At 69.6% G+C, this 25,369-nt stretch carries 24 protein-coding genes and 1 riboswitch; of the genes, 11 read left to right on the top strand and 13 right to left on the bottom strand.

The genetic code is table 11. The annotated features are described in order from the left end of the window. The first annotated feature begins 17 nt into the window (after positions 1–17). Positions 18–464, top strand: a complete 447-nt coding sequence (gene rplI, locus ACIQZN_RS27440; protein WP_018101870.1) for a 50S ribosomal protein L9 — start codon at positions 18–20, stop codon at positions 462–464. Positions 465–549: 85 nt separating this feature from the next. Here the strand turns inward: rplI and ACIQZN_RS27445 are convergent, their stop codons facing one another. Further along, entirely contained in the window at positions 550–1,887 is a 1,338-nt protein-coding gene (locus ACIQZN_RS27445; protein WP_403999143.1) for an MATE family efflux transporter, read from the bottom strand. Between the two features lie 477 nt (positions 1,888–2,364). On the opposite strand from ACIQZN_RS27445, the gene dnaB reads away from it, so the two are divergent. Further along, positions 2,365–3,825 carry a replicative DNA helicase gene (gene dnaB, locus ACIQZN_RS27450; protein ID WP_403999371.1) on the top strand — a complete coding sequence of 487 codons (1,461 nt, stop codon included), beginning with the start codon at positions 2,365–2,367 and terminating at the stop codon, positions 3,823–3,825. Between the two features lie 59 nt (positions 3,826–3,884). Next, complete coding sequence (locus ACIQZN_RS27455) at positions 3,885–5,267, top strand: serine hydrolase domain-containing protein (protein ID WP_403999146.1); 1,383 nt, start codon at positions 3,885–3,887, stop codon at positions 5,265–5,267. Positions 5,268–5,333: 66 nt separating this feature from the next. Here ACIQZN_RS27455 and ACIQZN_RS27460 read toward each other — a convergent pair whose 3' ends face one another. From ACIQZN_RS27460 to ACIQZN_RS27470, 3 genes are read right to left on the bottom strand one after another with little or no spacing between them, the layout of a single operon-like run. Continuing rightward, entirely contained in the window at positions 5,334–6,497 is a 1,164-nt protein-coding gene (locus ACIQZN_RS27460) for a winged helix DNA-binding domain-containing protein (protein ID WP_403999149.1), read from the bottom strand. Positions 6,498–6,526: 29 nt separating this feature from the next. Continuing rightward, complete coding sequence (locus ACIQZN_RS27465) at positions 6,527–6,979, bottom strand: GNAT family N-acetyltransferase (protein WP_403999152.1); 453 nt, start codon at positions 6,977–6,979, stop codon at positions 6,527–6,529. Between the two features lie 28 nt (positions 6,980–7,007). Then, entirely contained in the window at positions 7,008–7,469 is a 462-nt protein-coding gene (locus tag ACIQZN_RS27470) for a MarR family winged helix-turn-helix transcriptional regulator (protein WP_073966677.1), read from the bottom strand. Between the two features lie 137 nt (positions 7,470–7,606). On the opposite strand from ACIQZN_RS27470, the gene ACIQZN_RS27475 reads away from it, so the two are divergent. Further along, positions 7,607–8,818: an MFS transporter gene (locus tag ACIQZN_RS27475; RefSeq protein WP_403999155.1), complete on the top strand. Its 1,212-nt coding sequence runs from the start codon at positions 7,607–7,609 to the stop codon at positions 8,816–8,818. A 10-nt stretch (positions 8,819–8,828) separates the two neighbouring features. Here ACIQZN_RS27475 and ACIQZN_RS27480 read toward each other — a convergent pair whose 3' ends face one another. From ACIQZN_RS27480 to ACIQZN_RS27500, 5 genes are all read right to left on the bottom strand, one after another. Beyond that, a complete protein-coding gene (locus ACIQZN_RS27480; protein WP_403999158.1) occupies positions 8,829–9,713 on the bottom strand; it encodes a GNAT family N-acetyltransferase in 885 nt (294 codons plus the stop codon). Between the two features lie 138 nt (positions 9,714–9,851). Beyond that, positions 9,852–10,331 (bottom strand): NUDIX domain-containing protein, encoded by a 480-nt coding sequence (locus ACIQZN_RS27485; protein WP_073966680.1) that lies wholly within the window; start codon positions 10,329–10,331, stop codon positions 9,852–9,854. A gap of 63 nt (positions 10,332–10,394) precedes the next feature. Then, positions 10,395–11,291, bottom strand: coding sequence for a LysR family transcriptional regulator (locus ACIQZN_RS27490; protein WP_403999161.1), 897 nt, complete (start codon positions 11,289–11,291; stop codon positions 10,395–10,397). Between the two features lie 212 nt (positions 11,292–11,503). After that, positions 11,504–12,634: a cystathionine gamma-lyase gene (locus tag ACIQZN_RS27495; RefSeq protein WP_403999164.1), complete on the bottom strand. Its 1,131-nt coding sequence runs from the start codon at positions 12,632–12,634 to the stop codon at positions 11,504–11,506. Positions 12,635–12,720: 86 nt separating this feature from the next. Then, positions 12,721–13,098, bottom strand: a complete 378-nt coding sequence (locus ACIQZN_RS27500; RefSeq protein WP_403999167.1) for a phage holin family protein — start codon at positions 13,096–13,098, stop codon at positions 12,721–12,723. A 68-nt stretch (positions 13,099–13,166) separates the two neighbouring features. On the opposite strand from ACIQZN_RS27500, the gene ACIQZN_RS27505 reads away from it, so the two are divergent. The 4 genes from ACIQZN_RS27505 (at position 13,167) to ACIQZN_RS27520 (ending at position 15,379) form a co-directional block, all read left to right on the top strand. After that, the gene (locus ACIQZN_RS27505) at positions 13,167–13,484 is read left to right on the top strand and encodes a cupin domain-containing protein (protein ID WP_403999170.1); all 318 of its coding nucleotides are present in this window, start codon (positions 13,167–13,169) and stop codon (positions 13,482–13,484) included. A gap of 129 nt (positions 13,485–13,613) precedes the next feature. Next, complete coding sequence (locus tag ACIQZN_RS27510) at positions 13,614–13,829, top strand: DUF5326 family protein (RefSeq protein ID WP_026171356.1); 216 nt, start codon at positions 13,614–13,616, stop codon at positions 13,827–13,829. A 240-nt stretch (positions 13,830–14,069) separates the two neighbouring features. After that, positions 14,070–14,840: an IclR family transcriptional regulator gene (locus tag ACIQZN_RS27515; RefSeq protein WP_403999173.1), complete on the top strand. Its 771-nt coding sequence runs from the start codon at positions 14,070–14,072 to the stop codon at positions 14,838–14,840. Between the two features lie 101 nt (positions 14,841–14,941). Continuing rightward, positions 14,942–15,379: an SsgA family sporulation/cell division regulator gene (locus tag ACIQZN_RS27520; RefSeq protein ID WP_018101854.1), complete on the top strand. Its 438-nt coding sequence runs from the start codon at positions 14,942–14,944 to the stop codon at positions 15,377–15,379. Positions 15,380–15,458: 79 nt separating this feature from the next. Here ACIQZN_RS27520 and ACIQZN_RS27525 read toward each other — a convergent pair whose 3' ends face one another. Next, positions 15,459–16,781 (bottom strand): YibE/F family protein, encoded by a 1,323-nt coding sequence (locus tag ACIQZN_RS27525; protein ID WP_403999177.1) that lies wholly within the window; start codon positions 16,779–16,781, stop codon positions 15,459–15,461. 70 nt (positions 16,782–16,851) lie between these two features. Continuing rightward, a riboswitch (TPP riboswitch) is annotated at positions 16,852–16,985 on the top strand. On the opposite strand from ACIQZN_RS27525, the gene thiC reads away from it, so the two are divergent. Then, entirely contained in the window at positions 16,978–18,771 is a 1,794-nt protein-coding gene (thiC, locus tag ACIQZN_RS27530; protein WP_403999180.1) for a phosphomethylpyrimidine synthase ThiC, read from the top strand. Its footprint overlaps the riboswitch before it by 8 nt. A gap of 56 nt (positions 18,772–18,827) precedes the next feature. On the opposite strand, the gene ACIQZN_RS27535 is transcribed toward thiC, so the two are convergent. The 3 genes from ACIQZN_RS27535 to ACIQZN_RS27545 form a co-directional block, all read right to left on the bottom strand. Continuing rightward, positions 18,828–19,640 carry a hypothetical protein gene (locus ACIQZN_RS27535; RefSeq protein ID WP_403999183.1) on the bottom strand — a complete coding sequence of 271 codons (813 nt, stop codon included), beginning with the start codon at positions 19,638–19,640 and terminating at the stop codon, positions 18,828–18,830. A gap of 183 nt (positions 19,641–19,823) precedes the next feature. After that, the gene (locus tag ACIQZN_RS27540; RefSeq protein WP_403999186.1) at positions 19,824–20,882 is read right to left on the bottom strand and encodes a metallophosphoesterase; all 1,059 of its coding nucleotides are present in this window, start codon (positions 20,880–20,882) and stop codon (positions 19,824–19,826) included. A 175-nt stretch (positions 20,883–21,057) separates the two neighbouring features. Then, positions 21,058–22,170: a LacI family DNA-binding transcriptional regulator gene (locus ACIQZN_RS27545; RefSeq protein ID WP_026171354.1), complete on the bottom strand. Its 1,113-nt coding sequence runs from the start codon at positions 22,168–22,170 to the stop codon at positions 21,058–21,060. Between the two features lie 371 nt (positions 22,171–22,541). Here ACIQZN_RS27545 and hisC point away from each other — a divergent pair, with 371 nt between their 5' ends. Together hisC and ACIQZN_RS27555 are read left to right on the top strand one after the other, a co-directional pair. Continuing rightward, entirely contained in the window at positions 22,542–23,621 is a 1,080-nt protein-coding gene (gene hisC, locus ACIQZN_RS27550) for a histidinol-phosphate transaminase (protein ID WP_403999189.1), read from the top strand. A gap of 239 nt (positions 23,622–23,860) precedes the next feature. Then, positions 23,861–25,369 carry a cytochrome ubiquinol oxidase subunit I gene (locus tag ACIQZN_RS27555; RefSeq protein ID WP_403999192.1) on the top strand — a complete coding sequence of 503 codons (1,509 nt, stop codon included), beginning with the start codon at positions 23,861–23,863 and terminating at the stop codon, positions 25,367–25,369.

The raw sequence follows: 25,369 nt of genomic DNA on the forward strand, positions 1-25,369 counted from the left end.
GGAAGGGTGACCGAATCATGAAGATCATCCTCACCCAGGAAGTCACCGGCCTCGGTGCCGCTGGCGACGTCGTCGACGTCAAGGACGGGTACGCCCGCAACTACCTGGTTCCGCGTGGCTTCGCCATCCGCTGGACCAAGGGCGGCGAGAAGGACGTGGCGCAGATCCGCCGCGCCCGCAAGATCCACGAGATCGCGACGATCGAGCAGGCCAACGAGGTCAAGGCCAAGCTCGAGGCCGTCAAGGTCCGTCTGGCTGTTCGCTCCGGCGACGCCGGCCGGCTCTTCGGCTCCGTCACCCCGGCCGACATCGCTTCGGCGATCAAGGCCGCCGGTGGTCCGGACGTCGACAAGCGTCGCGTCGAGCTCGGTTCGCCGATCAAGACGCTCGGCGGGCACCAGGTGTCCGTCCGTCTGCACCCCGAGGTCGCTGCGAAGCTCGGCGTCGAGGTCGTTGCCGCCTGATCGGGCCGCACCTCAGCAGAAAGTGAAGGGCCGCACCCTCCGGGGTGCGGCCCTTCGCCGTTTCACGTGAAACATGCCGGGGCGGTCAACGGGTCGCGCCGGTGACCAGCCACTTTCCGGAGCGGGTACGGAGCCAGAGCGTCGCCATCCGCACGATCATCATCAGCGCCATCGCGCACCACAGGGCGCCGAGCCCGCCGCCCAGGGTGGGGACCAGGAGCGCCGCGGGGGCGAAGGCGGCCAGCGTCACGAGCATGGCCCAGGCCAGATACGGCCCATCGCCGGCGCCCATCAGCACGCCGTCCAGGATGAAGACGACGCCGGCGATCGGCTGGGTGGCCGCCACCACCAGAAGGGCGGGCAGCAGGGCATCCTGGACCGCCGTGTCGCTGGTGAACAGGGGGACGAACAGCGGGCGGGCCAGGACGATCAGTACGCCCAGGACCACGCCGGACGCGATCCCCCACTCCACCATCCGGCGGCATGCCTCGCGTGCGCCCTGTGCGTCGTTCGCGCCCAGGTAGCGCCCGATGATGGCCTGCCCGGCGATGGCGATGGCGTCCAGGGCGAAGGCCATCAGGCTCCACAACGAGAGGATGATCTGGTGGGCGGCGATGTCGGTGTCGCCGAGCCGGGCGGCGACCGCCGTGGCGATGAGCAGGACGGCCCGCAGCGAGAGCGTCCGGACCAGGAGGGGCGCACCCGCCTGGGCGCAGGCCCTGATGCCCGCGGCGTCGGGGCGCAGCGACGCGCCGTGCCGCCGGGCGCCCCGCACGACGACGACCAGATACGCGACGGCCATCGCGAGCTGGGCGATGACGGTGCCCCAGGCGGAGCCGGCGATACCCAGTCCGGCGCCGTAGACGAGGCCGGCGTTGAGGGCCGCGTTGGCGGCGAAACCGCCGATGGCGACGTAGAGCGGGGTGCGGGTGTCCTGGAGGCCCCGGAGTACGCCGGTCGCGGCCAGCACCACCAGCATCGCGGGGATGCCGAGGCTGGAGATCCGGAGATAGGTGATGGCGTGGGGCGCCGCGGTGGAGGAGGCCCCGAACACGTCGACGAGCCAGGGGGCCAGGGGGAGCGTCAGGGCGATGACGGCGAGACCGAGCAGGAGGGCCAGCCAGATGCCGTCCATGCCCTGGCGGATCGCGGAGGCCAGATCGCCGGCGCCGACCCGGCGGGCGACCGCTGCCGTGGTGGCGTACGCGAGGAAGACGAAGATGCTCACCGCGGTCGTCAGAAGGGCGGCGGCGACCGCCAGTCCGGCCAGCTGGGGGGTGCCGAGATGGCCGACGATCGCGCTGTCGACCATCACGAACAGCGGCTCGGCCACGAGCGCGCCGAAGGCCGGGACGGCGAGCGCGATGATCTCGCGGTCGTGGCGTCGGCGGCGGGAAGACGGGGTTCCCTGTGGCTGGATCATGGCAGTCAATCTAATCTTCCACAGGTAAGAGATGCAATCAGTCAGGGGTCCTTACATTTTCTTGCCTGGAGGTAACTCTTGCACTGCACACGCGATGATCTCGCCCCGACCGTCCAACTTTTTCTCCCCCACAGCCGGTGGACGGTAAGAGTGCAGGTCAGCGCGGTATTTGCAGGTGGTCTATGAGTTTGTCCACAGTGCTGTCCCCCGGTCCGTGCACAGGTTCCGGGGGGTTCTCCACAGCATCTGGTCACTCGTCCACAGGGCCTGTGGATAACCAGATTGGCTGACGGTGCCGAGCCGCCTACCGTAGTCCGGCGCCCCCACCCTGTTTCGGCTCTGCGAGACCGCAGAACTCGACACACCGGAACCGGAGTCGGGGCTCTTGTTTGTCGGTGCCGTGCCGTAAGAAAGAGGGGCACGGCTAGGTCCGCGGAGCGGACGGGAGGAGGTGGCCGGGTGAGCATTCCCGAACCCCTGGACGACCCCTGGGCAGACACCGGCCCCAGTGACCGGCTGCCCGTATCCCGCCAGCGCCGGGGTGAGGATCGGGACCGTGGCGACCGCCACGACCGCGGCCGAGAGTCCCATGACTGGGAGGGCGGTTCCCCGGGCTTCGAGCGGGTGCCGCCCCAGGACCTGGACGCGGAGCAGTCCGTGCTCGGCGGCATGCTCCTCTCCAAGGACGCCATCGCCGACGTCGTGGAGATCATCAAGGGCCACGACTTCTACCGCCCCGCCCACGAGACCGTCTATCAGGCGATCCTCGACCTCTACGCCAAGGGCGAGCCGGCCGACCCGATCACCGTGGCCGCCGAGCTGGTCAAGCGCGGCGAGATCACCAAGGTGGGCGGGGCGCCGTATCTGCACACCCTGGTCCAGTCCGTGCCGACGGCGGCCAACGCCTCGTACTACGCGGAGATCGTCCACGAACGCGCGGTCCTGCGGCGGCTCGTGGAAGCCGGCACGAAGATCACGCAGATGGGATACGCGGCCGACGGCGATGTCGACGACATCGTGAACTCGGCCCAGGCGGAGATCTATGCCGTCACCGAGCAGCGGACCAGTGAGGACTACCTGCCGCTCGGCGACATCATGGAAGGCGCCCTGGACGAGATCGAGGCGATCGGGTCCCGCAGCGGCGAGATGACGGGCGTGCCCACCGGGTTCACCGACCTCGACGCCCTGACAAACGGTCTGCACCCGGGCCAGATGGTCGTCATCGCGGCCCGTCCCGCCATGGGCAAGTCGACGCTCGCGCTGGACTTCGCGCGTGCCTGCTCGATCAAGAGCAATATGCCCAGCGTGATCTTCTCCCTGGAAATGGGGCGGAACGAGATCGCGATGCGTCTGCTGTCAGCCGAGGCACGGGTGGCCCTGCACCACATGCGTTCCGGCACGATGACCGACGAGGACTGGACGCGGCTGGCCCGGCGGATGCCGGACGTCTCCGCCGCCCCGCTCTACATCGACGACTCCCCCAACCTCTCCATGATGGAGATCCGGGCGAAATGCCGTCGCCTCAAGCAGCGCAACGACCTCAAACTGGTGGTCATCGACTATCTCCAGCTGATGCAGTCCGGCGGTTCGAAGCGCGCCGAGAGCCGTCAGCAGGAGGTCTCCGACATGTCGCGAAACCTCAAGCTCCTGGCCAAGGAGCTGCAGCTGCCGGTCATTGCGCTCTCCCAGCTGAACCGTGGCCCCGAGCAGCGCACGGACAAGAAGCCGATGGTCTCCGACCTCCGTGAGTCCGGCTCCATCGAGCAGGACGCCGACATGGTGATCCTGCTGCACCGCGAGGACGCGTACGAGAAGGAGTCGCCGCGCGCCGGCGAGGCGGACCTGATCGTGGCCAAGCACCGAAACGGCCCCACGGCGACGATCACCGTCGCCTTCCAGGGCCACTACTCCCGCTTCGTGGACATGGCGCAGACCTGACCGGCACCGGGCCGGGAAATGGAGTCGCCATCCGTCGGTGCGGGCGGTAGTTGTTGACGATGACTTCTCCAGCTGAACAGTTGCTTCCCGGTACCCGGCGGGCCTTGTTGCACCGCGTCGCCACGGCTCAGGCCGAAGGGCGGACCCCCTCTCTGGTCGCTGCCGTACAACGGCAGGGGCAGGTGGTCTGGGAAGGTGCGCGCAGTTGTGTCGACGGTCATGCCCCGGACTCCGACACGCAGTTCAGGATCGGGTCCCTCACCAAGACCTTCACCGCCGTCCTCGTGATGCGGCTGCGTGACGAGGGGCTGCTCGACCTGGCGGATCCGCTGGAGAAGCATCTGCCCGGCACCGGTGCGGGGGACGTGACCATTCATCAGCTGCTCGGCCACAGCGCGGGGATCGGCGCCGAGACGACCGCGCCCTGGTGGGAGCGGACCCCCGGCAGCCTGCGGCCCACGTTGGCGGATGTGCTCGATGAGCAGGTCGCGATGCACCCGGCCGGCAACCGGCACCACTACTCCAACCCGGGCTACACGCTGCTCGGTTCGCTGGTCGAGGCCGTGCGTGGGGCTTCCTGGGAAGAGGTGCTGTGCCGCGAGGTGCTGGAACCCCTCGGCATGCACCGGACCAGCTCGCTTCCCCGGACTCCGCACGCCGGTGGCTGGGCGGTGCACCCCTGGGCGGACGCCCTGCTTCCCGAACCGGCGGAGGACCTGGGGCTTATGGCGCCCGCCGGACAGCTCTGGTCGACGACCGCGGATCTGCTCCGCTTCGCGGCCTTCCTCGCCGAGGGCGACGACCGCGTGCTCGGCGCGGCTTCCGTGGAGGAGATGAAGCAGCCGTCGGCCGCTCCGGCGCCTGGTGAGTGGGTCGATCACTACGGCCTGGGGCTGCAACTGGTCCGGCGCAAGGACCGTACATTCATCGGGCACACGGGCTCGCTTCCCGGATTCCTGGCCGCTCTCTGGGTCAGCGCCGAGGACGATGTGACGGCCGTGGTGCTCGTCAACGCGACATCCGGGGTCGCCATCGGCGAGGTGGCCGCCGACCTCGTGGACATCGTCGCCGAGGCCGAGCCCCGTATCCCCGAGCCGTGGCGTCCGCTCCCCGAGGTGGACGCGGAACTCCTGGCCCTCACCGGACCGTGGTACTGGGCCACGCGCCCCAACATCCTGACGCTGCACGCCGATCGCGGGCTGGAGCTGCGGCCGGTCAACGGCCAGGGTCGGGGCGCCCGCTTCACCGCGCGCCCCGACGGCACCTGGGTCGGCCTGGACGGCTACTACGCGGGGGAGACGCTGCGGATCGTGCGGAACCCGGACGGCAGTGTGAACCACCTCGATCTGGGGTCCTTCGTCTTCACGCGTGAGCCGTACGACCCCGCAGCAGCGGTGCCCGGCGGCGTGGACGAGGCAGGGTGGCGCGGTCTGGGGGACTGAGCGCAGCCGGACGCGTGCCCGGAACCGGGTGCTGCCCGTTTCACGTGAAACGGGCAGCACAGCCGCTCAGGCCGTCAACTCCCGTTCCAGCGGGGTCCGGAAGCGCGGGGTGATCCGGGCTGCCCCCACCCAGCCCGCCAGCCGGGCCGCCTCAGCCTCGATCGTTGCCGTGGCCTCCCGGCCCGGATCGGTGAGCAGCCGCCAGGTGAGCTCACCGTCGCCTCGCTGGGCCCAGCCGCCCACGACCCGGCCGTCCCACCACACCGTGGGGCCGATGTTGCCCGAGCGGTCGAAGAGGGCTGCCCGGTGCTCGGCCGGCAGATGGAAGCCGCGGTCCGCCCAGCCCATGCCGCTCGGGTCGAGCGCGGGCAGCAGAGCCGCCCAGGGGGCCTGGGCGGGCTCGGGCTCCGTGTCTCCGGGGGCGACCCAGGCCGGCGCCCCGTTGTCGAGCCGCACCTCCACTGCTCCGACCGCCGCGAGAGCGGTACGGACCTCGCGGGTGCCCCAGCCGGTCCACCACTTCAGGTCGGCCTCGGTGCCCGGACCGTACGCCCGGAGCCAGCGCAGAGCCAGTTCCGCCTGGGCCGGAGCGGTCTCCTCGACCGGCCGGGGGCGGGCCAGGGCCCAGCGGAACTGGCTGGAGGTCCAGGAGCCCCGTGGCCGGTCCCTGCGGATCCTGCCCTCGGCGGCCAGCACCCGGATCACCCGGGTCGCGACGCCCTGGATCGCTTCCTGCTTCTTCCCGGGGAAGAGGGTGATCTTGGTGCGCAGGGCGGCCACACCGGCGGCGAGCTCGCTGCCCGAGACCGGGCCGCTGCCGTCCAGGAAGGCGAGGGCGCTCTTCTCGGTCTCATCGAGCCAGCGCTCGTCCAGTCCGTTGCCGTCCTCGCGGAGGTGCTTGAGCAGGTTGCGGCGCTCCTTGGCGGCCACAGCGCGCGCGTTCGCCGCCTCGACGTGCGGGGCCATCTCGCCCGATACGACGAAGAGGGTGTTGCGCATGGAGAGCAGCCGCACCAGGGAGACGTCTTCGTAGAGCGACCGCTCGACTGCGGCGACCTCCGGCTCGGCGAGCCTGGCGCAGGCCGAGAGGAAGACGGTGGCCGCGTCGGTCGCGTGGAGTGCGACGACGGCGTCGGCCACCGCGACGGGCGATGACGCCCGTCCCCCGGGGGTCAGCAGATGGCGGCGGACGATCCGGATGCGGCGCTGTTCGTCACTGATGCGTTGCACGTCGGCTCCTCGGGAACGCGGCAGGCAGGTCAGAGGGCGAGCTTGAAGCCCACATGGCTGGCGATGAATCCCAGCCGCTCGTAGAAGCGGTGCGCGTCGGTGCGGGACAGGTCGGAGGTGAGCTGGACCAGTTGGCAGCCCTGCCGCCGTGATTCGTCCACCGCCCACTGGATCAGCCGGGTGCCGAGACCGCTTCCCCGTTCGTCCGCGTGGATGCGGACACCCTCGATCACGGACCGGGTCGAACCGCGCCGGGACAGCCCCGGAATCACGGTCAGCTGAAGGGTCCCGACGACACGCTCCTCGCGCACGGCGACCATCATGTGCTGATTCGGGTCGTCGGCCATCCGACGGAGCGCCGCTCGATAGGGCGCGAGGTCCTCCGGTGACTCGCGCTGGGCGCCCAGCGGGTCGTCGGCGAGCAGGGCCACGATCTCGGCCAGATCGTCGGCGGTCGCACGGCGTATCTCCAGATCGCTCATGATCCGCAGCCTACGCAGTCGGCAGATGCTAAGCGGGAACGGCCTTCAGTTCCTCGACGGCCCGGACGAGCGGGGCCAGTTCGGGATTCTCGGCGGCCTCGTCGAGCGCGATACGCAGAGCGCGGTCGTTGGTGGGGCGGGCCTCGGAGAGCAGGGTGAGCCCGTCGGGGGTGACGTCGGTGTAGATGCCCCTGCGGTCGGTGTCGCAGAGATACCGGGTCAGCAGCCCGCGGTCTTCGAGGCGGGTGACCAGGCGCGTGGTGGCGCTCTGGCTCAGCCCGACGGCGTCCGCCACCTGCTTCATCTGCAGGTGTCCGCCCGGGCCGCTGTGCTGTCGGCTGAGCACGTCCAGCAGGGAGTACTCGCGCACGCTCAGGTCGTGGCCGCTCTGCAGGGCCCGCTCGATGCGGGTCTCGATCCTGCCGTGGAGCAGGGAGAGCGCGATCCAGCCCTGGGAGAGGGCGGTCAGGGCCGGGTCCGTGGCTGTCATGGTCTCTCCTCCGTGCCGGAGCCGCTTACGTCCAGAGTAGCCGACGCACGCAATAGCCAGCGCTTGCAATTAAAGAGCGTCTGCAATTATTGTCTACGCATGTAAGGCGCAGTAGCAATCTTCTGGGAAGGGAACCCATGCCGCTCGCACTCCTCGCTCTGGCCATCGGGGCATTCGGTATCGGGACCACCGAGTTCGTGGTCATGGGGCTGCTCCCCGAGGTGGCCGCGGAGTTCCAGGTGTCCATCCCGGCCGCCGGCTTCCTGGCCACGGGCTATGCGCTCGGCGTCGTGCTCGGGGCGCCGCTGATGACCGCGCTCGGTACGAAGGTCAGCCGCAAGCGGATGCTGATGATGCTCATGGGCCTGTTCATCGTCGGCAATGTGGTCACCGCGGCCGCCCCCGTCTTCGAAGTGATGGTCGTCGGCCGTGTGATCGCCTCGCTCGCCCACGGCACCTTCTTCGGCATCGGAGCGGTCGTGGCGGCCGATCTGGTCGCCCCGCAGAAGAAGGCGGGAGCCATCGCCCTGATGTTCACCGGGCTCACCGTCGCCAATGTCGTCGGGGTGCCGGTGGGCACCTACGTCGGACAGCACGCCGGCTGGCGGGTCACGTTCTCCCTCGTCGCCGCGCTGGGCGTCCTCGGCCTGCTCGGCGTCGCCCGGCTCGTTCCCGAACAGCCCCGCGCCGAGGGCGTCAGGCTGCGGCAGGAGGTCGCCGCCTTCCGCAATGTGCAGGTCCTGCTCGCCATGGCGATGACGGTCCTCGGATTCGGCGGCGTCTTCGCGGCGATCACCTACATCACGCCGATGATGACGGAGACCGCCGGATACTCCACCTCCGCCGTCACCTGGCTGCTGGTCCTCTTCGGTCTCGGCATGGTCGGAGGCAACCTGATCGGCGGCAGGTACGCCGACCGGCGCCCCACGCTCATGCTCGCCGTGTCGCTGAGCGGCCTCGCCCTGGTCCTGGCCCTCTTCACCCTGACCGCCCACAACAAGGTCGCGGCGGCGGTCACCCTCGTCCTGATCGGTGCCTTCGGCTTCGCGACCGTGCCTCCGCTCCAGAAGCGGGTGCTCGACCAGGCGGTGGACGCCCCGACGCTGGCCTCCGCGATGAACATCGGTGCCTTCAACCTCGGCAACGCGCTCGCGGCCTGGCTCGGCGGGCTCGTCATCAGTGCCGGTCTCGGCTACACCGCCCCCAACTGGGTCGGAGCGGCGCTCGCCGCATCGGCACTGCTCCTCGCCCTCGCCTCCAGCGCGCTGGAGCGCCGTACGACCGCACCGAGCCGCCTCGTCGCCACCCACGCCCCGGAGCCGGCGGTGGTCCCCGAGCCCCGGAGCTGATGCCGGGGGGTCAGCCCGTGGCCAGGCTGAAGGGCGCGAAGTAACGGGGCCAGTCCGCGTACTGCCGCCCGCCGAGCGTCATCACCGTTGTCTCCGAGCCCGACCGCAGCCCACAGCGCCCGAGCCAGGCCACCAGGTCTTCGTGGCGAGCGTCGACGTCCACGCGCAGCGGCCGTTCCGTCGCCTCGGCCAACGAGGTCACGAGCAGCTTCGCCGTGGAGGTGTCCTTGGCGATCAGCGGCCCGACCGCATGGCTCGCCGCGCTCGGCGAGAGCGCGGCGAACCCGGTCAGCTCCCCGTCCTCCTCGGCGACCCGCAGATGATCGGCGAATGTCGGGAGCCGGGTCAGCAGATGCGTGCGGTCGAGCCCGAAGACGACCGAGTCCAGCTGCACCACCGCCCGCAGGTCGTGGGCGGAAGCAGACCGGATGACAGCCCCGGAGCCGCCGACAGGCTTGGGCCCGGCTGCCTCGGCCGACCGGAAGGCCCCGCTCAGGCGGATGGTGCGCCCCAACGTCCTGAATCCGAGCTCTTCGTAGAGCGGGCGGCCCGACGCCGTCGCATGGAGGCTGAGCGGGGTGTCCCCGACGGCCTCGATCACCCGCTGCATCAGATACCGGCCGACGCCGCGCCGGGCGTGGCGGCCGGCGACGAGCAGCATGCCGACGGCGGCCATCTCGGAGCCGTACGAGACCACCACGCAGGACGCCATCAGGCCCTTGCTGTCGGGGTCGTCGATGCCGTAGCCCGTGCCGGCCGCCAGCAGCAGCGTCCAGCGCTCCTCGTCGCGAGGCCAGCCCCGGTCCTCGCTGAGATCGGCGCAGACGACCAGGTCGTCCCGAGTGAGGCGCCGGATGGGGAGATCGGACAGCGGGCGGGGCAATGAGCTGGGCATACGGCTCAGGCTCTCCGACCGATGATCGCCCGTCCACCGCTTTACCGGAACTGGCCGGGTCCCGCAGCGAAATTAGGGCCCGGCCCTCGGCCGCGCACGGTTTCACGTGAAACACGAGCAGGCGAGAGAGCCGGCGCGTCAGCCCAGGTCGGCGGCGTGCAAGGCCCGGACCCCCTCGATATTGCCGTCCAGGTAGTGCCGCAACGACAGCGGCACGAGGTGCACCGCGGCGATGCCGACCCGGCTGAAGGGCACGCGTACGACGTCGTACTCGCCGCAGGGGGCGTCGATCTCGGGGCCGTGGCGCAGGGACAGGTCCATGGAGTCGAGGCGGCAGACGAAGAAGTGCTGCACCTTGACGCCCTTCACCCCGCCCTCCTCGATGTGTTCCACGGTGTCGACGAAGCAGGGCACCACATCGGTGATCTTGGCGCCCAGCTCCTCGTCCACCTCGCGGTGCAGGGCGTCGACGACGGTGGCGTCCTCGGGCTCCACCCCGCCACCCGGCGTGAGCCAGTACGGGTCCACCCCGGGCTTGGTGCGCTTGATGAGGATGAGGTCGTCGCCGTCGAGCAGGATGGCGCGTGCGGTGCGCTTGACCACAGGACGTTCGGTCATGGCAGAAGCGTGGCCCACGGGACCCGTTCTGAAACACCGGGACGCGGTCGGGCGCTCCTGCGGTCACCAGTCGGCCGCCGCCCGCAGCAGCCATTCGTGCGCCCGGGCGAGATGCGGAAGCGCGAGCGTGCCGGTCCGCGCGGCCAGGAAGTACGTACGCAGGGGCGGGACCGGAGGATCGAGCAGCGCCACCACCGCGCCTCGTTCCAGCGCGTCCTCGCACAGATAGCGCGGCAGCACGGCGAGCCCCGCACCGGCGGCCGCGCACTCCAGGACCGCCCGCAGGTCCGGGGCGATGACGGCGCCGGCGGCCGCGGGCGCACTGTCGAAGACGGCGGCCCAGTAGCGGGAGACGAGCGGCAGGCTCTCGTGCACCTCCACCACGGGCAGCTGCTCCAGGACCACGGGACCGTTGCGGCGCAGCGTGCCCGGCCCCAGCCGGCCGGCCCAGCGCGGGGCGGCGACCAGGACGTGCTCCTCGTCGCAGAGCGGGGTGGCGGTGAGCAGTTCCCCGCGCGGCCGGGCCGTCACGACGGCCAGGTCGTGGTGACCGGCGGCCAGGCCCTCCAGGGTCTCGTCCGTGGCGGCGGAGAACGACCCGCGCAGCGCGAGGCCCTGGGCGATCAGCGGTGTGAGCGCGGGCAGGACGCGCAGGGAGAGGAATTCCGGTGGGCCCGCCAGATGCAGGGTCCGTACGCCCGCCTCCTCGTCGAGGTCGGTCTCGGCGATCTCGACCAGCGCGTCCAGGTGCGGAGCGGCCCGGTGCGCGAGTTCGTCGCCGATGGTCGTCGGGGTCACTCCCCGGGCCCTGCGCAGGAACAGCGGGCGGCCCAGCTGCCGTTCCAGGGTGCGTATCTGGGAGGTCACGGCCGGCTGCGGGAGGCCGAGCAGGGCGGCGGCGCGGGTGAACGAGCCGGCCCGGTGGACGGTGACGAAGGTGCGCAGCAGGGCCAGATCCACGTCTCGTCCCTCCCGCCCTCACGCAGTGACGTATCCGATGGGACCCCGGACAACTATAAATATGTCGATAGGCCGCTGCCGCTACTGTGATTGGACACTGACGCAGAGTCAACTAGCCTTGTCGAGGTGGCTCTTCACGAGGAGAAGACGAAGGGCCGGGGCGGTCCGAGCCACGAGGGGGGAGGCTCGGACCGCCGTACCGCGCGGCGGGATCAGCTCCCGGCGGTGGCCACGGCCAGGGCCTGCTCGACATCGGCCACCAGGTCGGCGGCGTTCTCGGCGCCGACGGAGAAGCGGATGAAGCCCTCCGGCACGGAGTCGCCGCCCCAGCGGCCCCGGCGCTCGGCGGTGGAGCGTACGCCTCCGAAGCTGGTGGCGTCCTCGACCAGCCGCAGGGCGGCCAGGAAGCGCTCCGCGGTCCCCCGGTCGGCGAGCACGAACGACACCACCGAGCCGAAGCGCCGCATCTGGCGTACCGCGTTCGCGTACGAGGGGTCGGTGGGCAGTCCGGGGTAGCGCAGGCCGGACACGGCCTGGTGCTTGGCGAGCTCCTCGGCGAGCACGAGGGCGTTCGCGCACTGCCGCTCGATGCGCAGTTCCAGTGTCGCCAGGGACCGGTGCGCGAGCCATGCCTCCATGGGGCCGGGGATCGCACCGACGATCTTGCGCCAGCGCCGCACCCCGGCCGTGAGCTCGGGGTCGCGGCAGGTCACGTGGCCGAGCAGCAGGTCGCCGTGGCCCGTCATGCCCTTGGTGTCACTGGCCACGGAGAAGTCGGCGCCCAGCTCCAGCGGACGCTGGCCGAGCGGGGTGGCGAGGGTGTTGTCGACGGCGACCAGCGTGCCGCCGGCGTGCGCGGCCTCGACGAGGCGCCGCACGTCGCAGACGTCGAGGCCCGGGTTGGAGGGCGTCTCCAGCCACAGGAGCTTGGCGCCCTCCAGGACCGCGAGCTGTGCGTCGCCGCCGGTCGGCGCGGTCCGCACCTCGACTCCGTACGCCTCCAGCTGCTCGCGCAGCAGGGGAAGGGCCTGGTAGCCGTCGTCGGGGAGGACGACGGCGTCGCCGCTGCGCGCCTGGGAGAACAGGACGGCCGAAATCGCCGCCATCCCGGAGGCGAAGACGGAGGTGTCCACGTCCTCGCCCGGTGCTTCGAGTTCCCCGATGGCCTGTTCCAGCCGGGTCCAGGTCGGGTTGCCGTCCCGGCCGTAGGTGTAGGGGCCGGTCGGCTCGCCGGACAGGTGGAAGTGCGCGGCGAAGACCGGTCCGGGGAGGGTGGGCTCGTACTGCTGCGGTTCCGGCAGGCCCGCGCGTACCGCACGCGTTCCGTCGCCCTGGGTGCTCATGGTTCGTCCTCGCTTCTCTCCCCGGCCGGTCACCGGTCCTGGTCGCACTGTCTCAGGTGGACGCGGGTGGCTTCCCGCCGGGCGGATCAGTCCTCGTCCGGGAGGACGACGTTCAGCGCCCAGGACACGATCGAGACGATCAGGCCACCGAGGACGGCGGTCCAGAAGCCCTCGACATGGAAGCTCAGGTCGAGCACTCCGGACAGCCACGAGGTGAGCAGCAGCATCAGGGCGTTCACCACGAGCGTGATCAGGCCCAGGGTGAGGATGAAGAGGGGCAGGGTGAGCAGCTTCACGATCGGCTTGACCACGACGTTGACCAGGCCGAAGACCAGCGCGACGAGGACCAGGGTCAGGGCCTTGCGACCGGTGCTGCCGCCGGTCAGCGTGATGTTCTGGACCAGCCAGATGGCCACGGCCAGCGCACCCGCGTTGGCGATCGTCTTGACTACGAAATTCTTCATGTGTCTGATCGTGGCAGACATGATCGGTGGCGGACACCGGCTGGGCAGAGGCAAGGGGCGGACGGTCCATGAAGGCATTCAGGCTGGACGAACTGGAGGCGGAACGGGCCGCCAACGACGGCGCGTACCTGCAGTTTCTCCGCGAGCGGAACATGTCGGTCGGTCTGTACGCCCTGGACGCCGGCGACCTCGATCCGCAGAAGCCGCACAGCCAGGACGAGGTCTACCTCGTGGTCAGTGGTCGTGCGTCGATCACCGTCGGCATGGAAACGACACAGGTGGGAAGAGGGAGTGTCGTCTACGTACCCGCGGGCACGGCCCACAAGTTCCACCACATCACCGAGGACCTGCGGGTGATGGTGGTGTTCTCGCCGCCCGAGGGATGAGTCCGCGGCCTGTGCGTCCCAGGGTTCCCTAAGGGATCGATCAGGGGAGGACAAGGGCTTCCCGGGGTCCGGCGGCCGTCTTTCGCCTCTAGCATCGAAGCAGGAACTCACAGAGACGAGGTAAGGACGATGGCCGTGCGGGAGATATTCGCTGGGATGCCCTGGTGGGTGAAGTGGATCGCGGTGCCCGTGCTCGCGATCGTCGTGTTCGGTGGTCTGATCGCCAGCCTGGTCGCGTTCGTGGTCGGTCTGCTCTTCAAGATCCTGATCTTCGTGATCCTGGTCGGCGGGCTCGTTTTCGTCGTACGGAAGTTCATGTCGTCGTCCTCCGGAAACGGCTGGTGACCGCACGCCCGATGGGGGATTAGCCCAGCTGAGCTAAGGGGAAGGCGAATCGGCACCCGGTCACAGGGCGGCCGATACAGTGACACTCCTCTGCCGCCACCTGGGAAAACACCGTAAGTCACCACCCCGACCAGTGGTTTGTACGGGATCCGGCCTCCGGCCCCCCAGGTCCCCGGCAGACCTGTGGGGGCGGCCCCCACGGGCGGGCTGACCGCCCGTCACCATGCCTGGGGGTGACCGTTGACCACGGCATCGAGTACGGCTGTTCCGACGCTCATCGGGTCGGTGCAGCGGGCGCTGAGGCTGCTGGAGGCTGTGGGCACCCATCGCGACGGGGCGCCGGCCAAACAGCTCGCGAGGGAAGCGGGGCTTCCCCTTCCCACCGCCTACCACCTGCTGCGGACCCTGACCCACGAGGGATATCTGCGCCGGGAGAACGGCGTCTTCCGCTTCGGCGCCGCCGCCGAACGGCTGATGGGCGACCGCGCCGCTCAGAGCCGGCGCAGCGTCATGGCCCGTTCCCTGGGCCGCTGGCGGGACATCGTCGGAGCCCCGGTGTACTGCGCCATCTACCGCGAGGGCGAGATCGAGCTCCTCGCCGTGGCGGACACCCCCGAGCGGCCGGCGGTCGACGAGTGGGCGGCGTTCCGCGAGACCGGGCACGCGCACGCGATCGGCCAGTGTCTGCTGAGCCGGCTGGACGAGAAGGCCCGCGAGGACCACCTGGACCGGCACCCGGTGCGCCCGCTGACCCGGTACTCGGTGCGCGACCGTGCGGCGTTCCTCGCCCGGCTGCGGTCCCTGGAGCGTACGGAACCGGTCATCGAGCGCCAGGAGTACGCGCTCGGGACCGTCTGCGCGGCCATCCCGATCACGGCCGGATTCACCGCTGCCGCGATGGCCATTTCGGTACCCCTCCACGAGGAGGATCGGTTGCTGCCCGCAGTCGAACGGCTACGCGGTGAAGTGTCGAGCCTCTTGCGTTCGTTCGTGTTCTCTATCAGTATCTGAAAAATCACTCCTTGTGATCTGCTATCGCGTGCACCACGATGGCGTCAATAGGGCCATGGGGGATCATTCCTGGCCAGATTCATCTACTGCGGGGTTGAACGATGCGCGAGTCGGTTCAAGCTGAGGTCATGATGAGCTTCCTCGTCTCCGAGGAGCTCTCATTCCGTATCCCGGTGGAGCTCCGGTACGAAGTGTGCGATCCGTACGCGATCCGGATGACCTTCCATCTGCCCGGCGACGCCCCCGTCACCTGGGCCTTCGGCCGTGAGCTGCTGCTCGACGGCCTCAACAGCCCCAGTGGTGACGGGGATGTCCACATCGCGCCGACCGAGCCCGAGGGGCTGTGTGATGTCCACATCCGGCTGCAGGTGGGTGCCGACCGTGCGCTCTTCCGGGCGGGCACGGCACCTCTTGTCGCCTTCCTCGACCGTACGGACAAGCTGGTGCCGCTCGGGCAGGAGTGCACGCTGGGTGACTTCGACGGCAATCTGGAGGAGGCGCTGGGGCGCATTCTGGCCGAAGAGCAGAACGCGGGCTGATGTGGTTTACGGCTCGGGAGCCGTCTTGCCACTCGAACACGACACCTGCCGATCGGGTGAATCACGCTGTGTGTTCCGGTCACGGCCTCGCCCGCCGTCGCCGGCCCCTGCCGCTCCGCACGGGTGCCGAAGCCCCGGCTTCCGCGCCGACCCCCGTGCGGTCCGCGGAGACGACCAGCGCCGCGAGCGCTGTCGTCACCGGCACGGAGGCGACCAGTCCGATCGAGCCGACGAGAGTGCGCACGATCTCCTCCGCCACCAGCTCGCTGTTGGCGACCGTCCCCACACTGCTCTGCGCGACCGTGAACAGCAGCAGGAGGGGCAGCGCGGCGCCCGCATAGGCGAGCACCAGGGTGTTGACCACGGAGGCGATGTGATCGCGGCCGATTCTGATCCCTGCCCGGTAGAGCTGCTTCGCAGTCATGGTGGGGTTCGCCTGGCGCAGCTCCCAGACCGCCGAGGTCTGGGTGACCGTGACGTCGTCGAGCACTCCCAGGGAGCCGATGATGACGCCGGCCAGCAGCAGTCCGCTCATGTCGATGTGCGGATACAGGCCGTGGATGAGGCCGGTGTTGTCGTCGGTGTTCCCGCTCAGGCTCGCCCAGCCGATGAAGAGCGAGCCGAGCAGCCCGATCAGCAGCAGTGAGATCAGGGTGCCGATGACGGCGACGGAGGTGCGGGCGGTCAACCCGTGGCAGATGTAGAGCGCGATCAGCATGATCGCTCCGGCCCCGACGACCGCCACCAGCAGCGGATTCGAGCCCTGCAGTATGGCCGGAAGGATGAACAGGGTCAGTACGGCGAACGACAGGGCGAGCGCCACCAGGGCCATGACCCCGCGCATCCTGCCCACGAGCACCACCGCGAGGGCGAAGATCCCGGCCAGCAGATACAGGGGGAACTTCCGGTTCACGTCCGTCACGGAGTACTGGAGGTCATGGGGCGCGTCGGGGGCGTACGCCACCACCACCCCCTGGCCCTCCCGCAGTTGCCTCGGCGCGTCCGGCTGGACGACCTCGACGAACCGGCGCCCCGAGTCGGGGCCGGTGGTGACCTCGACGGTGGCCTTCTCGCAGCGGCCGCCGGACGCCGGTCCGTCCTCGGGGGGTTGGGTCTCGCCGCTGACGGGAAGCTGGGCGGCGTTCACGTCCTTGCAGTCGACCTTGACGACGCTCACCACCTTTCCCTGCTGGGTCTGCCGGTCGAAACCGACACCGGTCCGTTCGTGCCCAGGCGCACCATTCGGCCAGAGCGCCACGAGGCCGACGAGTACGGCGGCCGCGAAGGGGATCAGCACGGCGGCGATCACCTTGCGCAGATGGGTGGAGACGGGTGCGGCCGGGCCATGGCTGTGCGTGTGCTGATGGCCCTGCGGTTCTGGGTCGCGATGAGGGGGCGTCACCGGCCGATCATCGCAAGAAGGAAGGGGCCCTCTGTTCAGCTCACCCGTCCGGGGGCTAGCGTGGTGGCACCTTTGCACACGCGGGAGCTCGGAGCACCGGGCTGAGAGGGCGCTGACCGCCGTACGACCGTACGGGAGACGCTGCGCCGACCGCCGAACCTGTTACCGGGTAATGCCGGCGTAGGGAGTAGGTCTCATGACCACATCGGACACACGCACGCCTGCCTCCAATCAGGGCGACGAGGCCGGGAAGTCCATCGGCTGGCACAAGGGATACGTCCAGGGGCCGCGCCCCGACATCCGGGTGCCGGTCCGCCAGGTGCACCTGACCAACGGCAAGGACGTGACGCTGTACGACACGTCCGGGCCGTACACCGACCCCGCGGTCGGGACCGACGTCCGGCGCGGCCTCGCACCGCTCCGGGAGAACTGGATCATCGCCCGCAGCGACACCGAGGAGTACGCGGGCCGCCCCGCCCGTCCCGAGGACGACGGGCTCAAGCACACCTCGCCACGGGGCGGGCTGCGCAATCTGGACGCGGTGTTCCCCGGCCGCCCGCGCCGCCCGCGGCGGAGCCGGGACGGACGGCCCGTCACCCAGCTCGCGTACGCCCGCAGGGGCGAGATCACCCCGGAGATGGAGTACGTCGCGGTCCGCGAGAACGTGCCGGCGGAGGTGGTGCGCGAGGAGATCGCGGCCGGTCGCGCGGTGCTGCCCGCCAACGTCAACCACCCGGAGACCGAGCCGATGATCATCGGAAAGCGGTTCCTGGTGAAGGTCAATGCCAACATCGGCAACTCCGCGGTGACGTCCTCCATCGAGGAGGAGGTGGACAAGATGACGTGGGCGACCCGGTGGGGTGCGGACACGGTCATGGACCTTTCCACCGGCCGCAACATCCACACCACCCGTGAGTGGGTTCTTCGCAATTCACCCGTACCGATCGGAACCGTCCCCCTCTACCAGGCCCTTGAGAAGGTCGACGGGCGGGCGGAGGAACTGACCTGGGAGATCTACAAGGACACCGTCATCGAGCAGGCCGAGCAGGGCGTGGACTACATGACGGTGCACGCCGGCGTACGCCTGCCGTACGTGCCGCTGACCGCGCGGCGCAAGACCGGCATCGTCTCCCGGGGCGGCTCGATCATGGCGGCGTGGTGCCTGGCGCACCACAAGGAGTCGTTCCTGTACGAGCAATTCGAGGAGCTCTGCGAGATCCTCGCGGCGTACGACGTGACGTACTCACTGGGCGACGGGCTGCGCCCCGGGTCGATCGCGGACGCCAACGACGAGGCCCAGTTCGCCGAACTGCGCACGCTCGGCGAACTGAACACGGTCGCCAAGCGGTTCGGCGTGCAGACCATGATCGAGGGGCCGGGACACGTCCCGATGCACAAGATCAAGGAGAACATCGACCTTCAGCAGGAGATCTGCGAGGAGGCGCCGTTCTACACGCTCGGCCCGCTGACCACCGACATCGCGCCGGCGTACGACCACATCACCTCGGGTATCGGGGCCGCGATGATCGCCTGGTGGGGGACGGCGATGCTCTGCTACGTGACGCCCAAGGAGCACCTGGGGCTGCCGAACCGGGACGATGTGAAGACCGGGGTCATCACGTACAAGATCGCGGCCCACGCGGCCGACCTGGCCAAGGGGCACCCGGGGGCGCAGGAGTGGGACGACGCGCTGTCGGACGCGCGGTTCGAATTCCGCTGGGAGGACCAGTTCAACCTGGCGCTCGACCCGGACACGGCGCGGGAGTTCCACGACGAGACCCTGCCCGCCGAGCCCGCGAAGACGGCGCACTTCTGCTCGATGTGCGGTCCGAAGTTCTGTTCGATGAAGATCAGCCACAGCATCAGCGAGCAGTTCGGCGGCGCGGAGAGCGCGGAGGCGACGGCCGAGGAGATCGCCGAGGGGATGCTCGGCAAGTCGCGTGAATTCGCGGCGGGCGGGAACCGGGTCTATCTGCCGTTGGCCGACTGACCTGCTACGGGACCGGTCGCGCACGGCTCCGGCGCCTGGTGCCGGAGCCGTGGCGGTCAGTCCAGTTCGTGCTCGGGACCGCCGAAGTCGGGGCTGGTGAAGTCCGGGCTGCTGTACGTGGGGCGGGGCGCCGCGGCCGGGCCCTCGTCCGGGCCGGCGAAGTCGGGCCTGCTGTAGCCGATCTTGGGGAGGCGGCCCGTCGGGCGGTGCGGGGCGGGGACCGCGGGACCGGCGGCGGGCTCGGCGAGGGCGTCGCGCAGGAAGGGCACGATGCCCCGCTCCAGCAGCGCCTGCCGCCAGGCGTCCTTGGCGCGGGCCACGTCGTCGGGCAGCTGTTCGCGGGCTTCCCGCGCGGACAGGGACGTCGAGCCGTTGCGCAGGGCGGCGATGAGCAGGCCGATGGCGGCGACGAAGATGGCGGCGGCCGTGACGGCGGCGAAGAACCAGCCGGCGTCCACCATGGGGCCGGCGAACGCCGGTGGCGGCTCCAGCATCTTCAGGAGGTAGCCGACCAGCAGGAATATGGCCGCCGCCGTACCCGCCAGCATTGGCGCCAGAACGGTGACGACCGCTCCTATGCCGGCCCCCGACTGGCCGAGGCCGTCCGGCGCTGCGCCGGAGGCCGTGTCCCGGGCGGTGGCGCGTGCTTCGTCGCGGACCTTCACGTACTGCACGTACTCCGCGGCGGCCGTGGCAGTGATCAGGGCGACGGCCGCCAGCGCCATGGTGCGCAGCTGGACGGCGTTGAGGCGTTCGCCGACGGCGGCCAGTTCCGGTCGTTCGTGTGCGTGACGCAGTGCGTCGTCGAGGAGCCGTTCGTACTCGGGCCGGTCCTCGGTCAGCAGGTGCGGAGCGCTGTTCATCTGCATCCCCCGATGCTCCGTCGGGCCTGTGTGCCCGCTGGGTCCGGGCAGTTTGGGCGGAAACGGAGGAGAGCCTGCTTACTGATAGGCCGATGGTAGAGCGCGCACGGCACGGGGTGACAGAGGGTTTCCGGAATTGGCCCCTGCACTCGGCGTGGTCAGCTCGGGATGCGTCTTCCCCGCAGGGCGTCAGTCATGCAGGGGGAGTTGGACGACCAGTAGCTTTCCGGCCATGGTCACCCCGCCGTCCATGGCGATGGCGAGCCCGTCCGCGTACACATGCGGCCCGTCGACCTGCGGCCCGGCACCGTCCTCGCTGTCCTCGGAGCCGACCTCGCCGGTCAGGTACGGGATGGGGCTGTGGCCATGGACGACGCGCCGGCCGCCGTAGGCCGCCATCAGTTCCTGGACGGCCTGGGCGCCCGAGTCGTCGCGGAAGGCGAACCGCTTGGTGAGCTTGCGGAACAGGTCCCAGCACTCGTCGGCGTCGTTACGCGTGAGGATGGCGTGCACCGTGTCGTTGACGTCCTCGATGGTGGAGCCGTAGTCGAGGTACGCCGTCGTGTCCGAGTGCATCAGGAGGTGCCCGTCCTCCTCGACGACGGCGTCGAGCCGGGACATCCACTGGAGGTGGACGTCCTGAAGGCGCTCCATGTCCGTCTTCTGCCCGCCGTTGAGCAGCCAGGCCGCCTGGAAGGTGGCCGTTCCCGCGCCGGAGTTCACCGGGGTGTCGCCGAACCGCTTGGCGCCGATGAGCAGCAGCTCGTGGTTGCCCATCAGGGCCTTGCAGTATCCGCCGGCGGCCGCGGCCTCGGCGGAGAGCCGCATGACGAGGTCGATGACGCCGATGCCGTCGGGGCCCCGGTCGGTGAAGTCGCCGAGGAACCAGAGGCGCGCGTTGCCCGCCGCCCAGCGGCCTTCGGAGTCGATCAGACCCTGCTCGGCGAGGGCCGCGATCAGCTCGTCCAGGTAGCCGTGGACGTCACCGACCACGTAGAGGGGGCCGAGGCCCGGAGCGGCGGCGGGGCGCGGTTCTGGCACGGGCTGCACCTGGGCGGGTTCGTCGACGCTGATGACGGGAAGATCGCGCGCCGTCGGGGTGTACCCCTCCGGCGTCCCGCCCTCGGGGAAGGCGTTCCCCGGGTGCGGCGACGCGGGCGGCGCGGGGGACTGCGCATAGGGCGGTACGCGGAAGTCGCGCAACGTCGCCGTCCGCACCACGGGTTCCTGACCGGCCCCCTGTGTCATCGACCCCTCCACACCACCGTCGCGCCGCCGTACACCTGACGGGCCCTGCTGGTCGGGTTGGTCCGCGGTGTCGTGCGTCCATCATAGGAATGCAGATCGTGCTCTGGGACGCACCAGGGGTGGTGAATCCTTCCGCATGCCAGGTTCGTCGGTCGATTGGTCCTAATTGGGATGATCAGTCCCCTGCCGGGGAACGCGGCGCACTGACCGTGGTGCGGGGCGGGCGGCGTTGCGAGGACGTCCGGACGATGAGCTCCGTCGGCACCACCCGTTCCACCGGACCGTCCTGGTCGACGCCCTCGATGGCGTCGATGAGCAGCTGGACGACTGCCGTGCCGATCCTCCGCGGCTTCAGCGAGAGCGTCGTGATGGGCGGCTCGGTCGTCGCGTACACCGTGGATTCGCTGCAGCAGACGAGGAGCAGGTCCTCGGGGACGCGCAGGCCGTAGCGGCGGGCGGCCGCCAGCAGGTCCGTGCCGTTGGGGTCGAAGAGCCCGTAGACGGCGTCGGGGCGGTCCGGACGGGCCAGCAGCCGGTCGGCTGCCACCGCCCCCGCGCACGGGTCGTGGGCGGGATAGGACTCGTAGACCGGATCCTGCCCCACGCGCTCGCACCAGTGCAGGTAGGCGGTGGTGGAGAGCCGGGTGTACGTGTCGGTGGTGGTGCCGGTGAGCAGTCCGATACGGCGGGCCCCGGCGGCGGCCAGATGGTCCAGGAGGTCGAGCACGGCCGCCCGGTGGTCGTTGTCCACCCAGGCGGTGACGGGCAGCGACCCAGCGGGACGGCCGTCGGAGACGACGGGCAGCCCCTGGCGGACCAGCTCGGAGACGACCGGGTCCTGGTCGGACGGATCGATGACGACGGTGCCGTCGAGCGCCACGTTGGACCAGACGTCGTGGCGCGAGGTGGCCGGCAGGATGACCAGGGCGTAGCCGCGGGCGAGGGCCGCCGAGGTGGCCGCCCTCGCCATTTCCGCGAAGTACGCGAACTCGGTGAAGGTGAAAGGTTCATCCCCGTATGTCGTCACGGTCAGGCCGATGAGGCCGGACTTGCCGGTACGGAGCGTGCGGGCCGCCGCGGAAGGGCGATAGCCCAGGCGCTCTGCGACCTCGCGGACATGGCGGCGGGTGGCGTCCGGGAGCCTGCCCTTGCCGTTGAGCGCGTCGGAGACGGTCGTGATGGAGACGCCGGCGGCGGCGGCCACATCCCGGATTCCGGCACGTCCCTGCCTGCCGCCGCGCCGGGGGGTCTCCGTCCGGCTCACCTGGTGCTTCCCTGCTGCTGTCATGGCGAGCCGATAGTAGGGGGCGGGCGGGGAATTGGCCCGGTCGCATATTCACGCGTTGACAGGCACGTTTCTGCAAGGTCATCGGGCCCCAACGGCTATATGAAGCAAGGCTGTTGGTGGGGTCTACCGTCATGTGTCATGCATCCGACCGGATGGACCTGCCGAGGGGGCAAGGTCTCGAGGAGGTCTCAACTCACCTTTTCGAGGGACGCGCGCCACGGAGTGAGCCACCGGCGCGCGCCACCGCCGGTCGCGCTCCCCCTCATTCCGGGGTCCACCGGACGAATCCGCTGTCCACCCGTTCGCAGCGGCGCCCAATCCTCATAAGGTGAGCAGTATTGATGTGGACGGATGGTCGAGGAGGACCTGCGGTGAGCGAGACGAGCCCCAAGCTGCGCGCCGAACTGGACGGCGTTCCCGCCTATGTTCCGGGCAAACCGGCATCGGCGGACGGACCCGCCGCTTTCAAGCTGTCCTCCAACGAGAACCCGTATCCGCCGCTGCCGGGCGTGATGGAGAGCGCGCTGGCGGCCGCCGGGCACTTCAACCGCTACCCGGACATGGCCTGCACCGGTCTGATGAACGAGCTGGCCGACCGTTTCGGTGTGCCCGTCTCGCACCTGGCCACCGGCACCGGTTCGGTCGGCGTGGCCCAGCAGCTGCTTCAGGCCACTTCCGGCCCGGGCGACGAGGTGATCTACGCCTGGCGTTCCTTCGAGGCGTACCCGATCATCACGCAGGTCAGCGGCGCGACCTCGGTCAAGGTGCCGCTGACCGACGGTGATGTGCACGACCTGGACGCGATGGCGGACGCGATCACCGACCGGACGCGGCTGATCTTCGTCTGCAACCCGAACAACCCGACCGGCACCGTCGTGCGCCGGGCCGAGCTGGAACGATTCCTCGACCGGGTGCCGAGCGATGTGCTCGTGGTGCTGGACGAGGCGTACAAGGAGTTCATCCGCGACGTCGAGGTCCCCGACGGCCTGGAGATCTACCGGGACCGCCCCAACGTGGCAGTGCTGCGGACGTTCTCCAAGGCGTACGGGCTCGCGGGGCTGCGGGTCGGCTTCGCGGTGGCCCACGAGCCGGTGGCGGCCGCGCTGCGCAAGACGGCGGTGCCGTTCGGCGTCAGCCAGCTCGCCCAGGACGCTGCGGTGGCCTCGCTGCGCGCCGAGGACGAGCTGCTGGGCCGGGTCGGCTCGCTGGTGTGCGAGCGGGACCGGGTCTCCGAGGCCCTGGCGCGGCAGGGGTGGACGGTGCCCGAGTCCCAGGCGAACTTCGTCTGGCTGCGGCTCGGCGACCGCACCCTGGACTTCGCGGCGGCCTGTGAGAAGGCCGGTGTGGTGGTCCGGCCGTTCGCGGGCGAAGGCGTGCGTGTGACGATCGGCGAGAACGAGGCGAACGACCTGTTCCTGAAGGTGACGGAGTCGTTCCGCCAGGAGCTGTAGCCGGCGTCGTCCGGCAGCTGGGCCCCGTATCTCGTGAGAGGTACGGGGCCCTTTCGCATGCCCGGAGCGGGGCCGGCGGTTGACAGGGGACCCCGGGCGAAGAGCCCGAAAGCGTGTGCGCCATAATTGCTTGTGAATGTGAACGCGTTCACAAGCGTGTCCTGCTTCCTCCCGTGATCCGTTGGATTTAACGGACAAACTGCCGGTATGCAACTACGGCGACGTAAGGAGAAGACGACGTGGAGCTAGCTCTGGCGCCGGAGACCCTGGCGCGATGGCAGTTCGGTACGACGACCGTCTACCACTTCCTCTTCGTTCCTCTGACGATCTCTCTCGCGGCGCTCACCGCCGGCCTGCAGACCGCCTGGGTGCGGACCAACAAGGAGAAGTACCTCAGGGCGACCAAGTTCTGGGGAAAGCTCTTCCTGATCAACATCGCCATGGGTGTCGTCACGGGCATCGTCCAGGAGTTCCAGTTCGGGATGAACTGGTCCGACTACTCGCGGTTCGTCGGTGACATCTTCGGGGCTCCGCTCGCGTTCGAGGCCCTGATCGCGTTCTTCTTCGAGTCCACCTTCATCGGACTGTGGATCTTCGGCTGGGACAAGCTTCCGAAGAAGATCCACCTCGCCTGCATCTGGATGGTGTCCCTCGGCACCATCCTCTCCGCCTACTTCATCCTGGCGGCCAACTCCTGGATGCAGCACCCGGTCGGTTACCGCATCAACGAGGAACGCGGACGCGCCGAGCTCACCGACTTCTGGCACGTGCTCACGCAGAACACCGCGCTGACCCAGTTCTTCCACACCATCACGGCCGCCTTCCTGGTCGGTGGCGCGTTCATGGTCGGCATCGCGGCCTTCCACCTGGCCCGCAAGAAGCACACTCCGGTGATGCGGACCTCCTTGCGGTTGGGCCTGGTCACCGTGGTGATCGCCGGCCTGCTGACCGCTATCAGCGGCGACCAGCTCGGCAAGGTGATGTTCAAGCAGCAGCCGATGAAGATGGCGGCGGCTGAAGCGCTGTGGGACGGACAGAACTCCGCACCCTTCTCGATCTTCGCTTACGGAGACGTCAGCAAGGGCCACAACTCGGTCGAGATCTCGATCCCCGGGATACTGTCCTTTCTCGCCGACGACGACTTCCACTCGTACGTGCCGGGCATCAACGACATCAACAAGGCGGAGCAGGAACGCTTTGGCCCCGGTGACTACCGGCCCAACATCCCCGTCGCGTTCTGGAGCTTCCGGTGGATGATCGGCTTCGGCATGGCCTCGTTCGGCCTCGGCATCCTCGGCCTGTGGCTCACACGAAAGAAGTTCATGCTGCCGGAGGCGATGCGCACCGGTGAGGACGAGGTGCCGCACCTGGTCCTGTTCAAGAACAAGGCCTTGAGCCCCAAGCTGGCCCGGTGCTACTGGGTCGTCGCCCTGTGGACCCTGCTCTTCCCGCTGATCGCTAACTCCTGGGGCTGGATCTTCACCGAGATGGGACGGCAGCCGTGGGTCGTCTACGGAGTGCTCCAGACCCGCAACGCGGTCTCCCCCGGCGTCTCCCAGGGTGAGGTGCTCACCTCACTGATCGTCTTCACCACGCTCTACGCGGCGCTTGCGGTGATCGAGGTCAAGCTCCTCCTTAAGTACATCAAGGCCGGACCCCCGGAGCTCACGGACGACGACCTCAACCCGCCCACCCGGATCGGCGGCGACCACGAAGACGCCGACCGGCCCATGGCCTTCTCCTACTGA

It is taken from the genome of Streptomyces sp. NPDC097595 (genome assembly GCF_044761525.1).
Taxonomy (GTDB): Bacteria; Actinomycetota; Actinomycetes; order Streptomycetales; family Streptomycetaceae; genus Streptomyces; species Streptomyces drozdowiczii_A.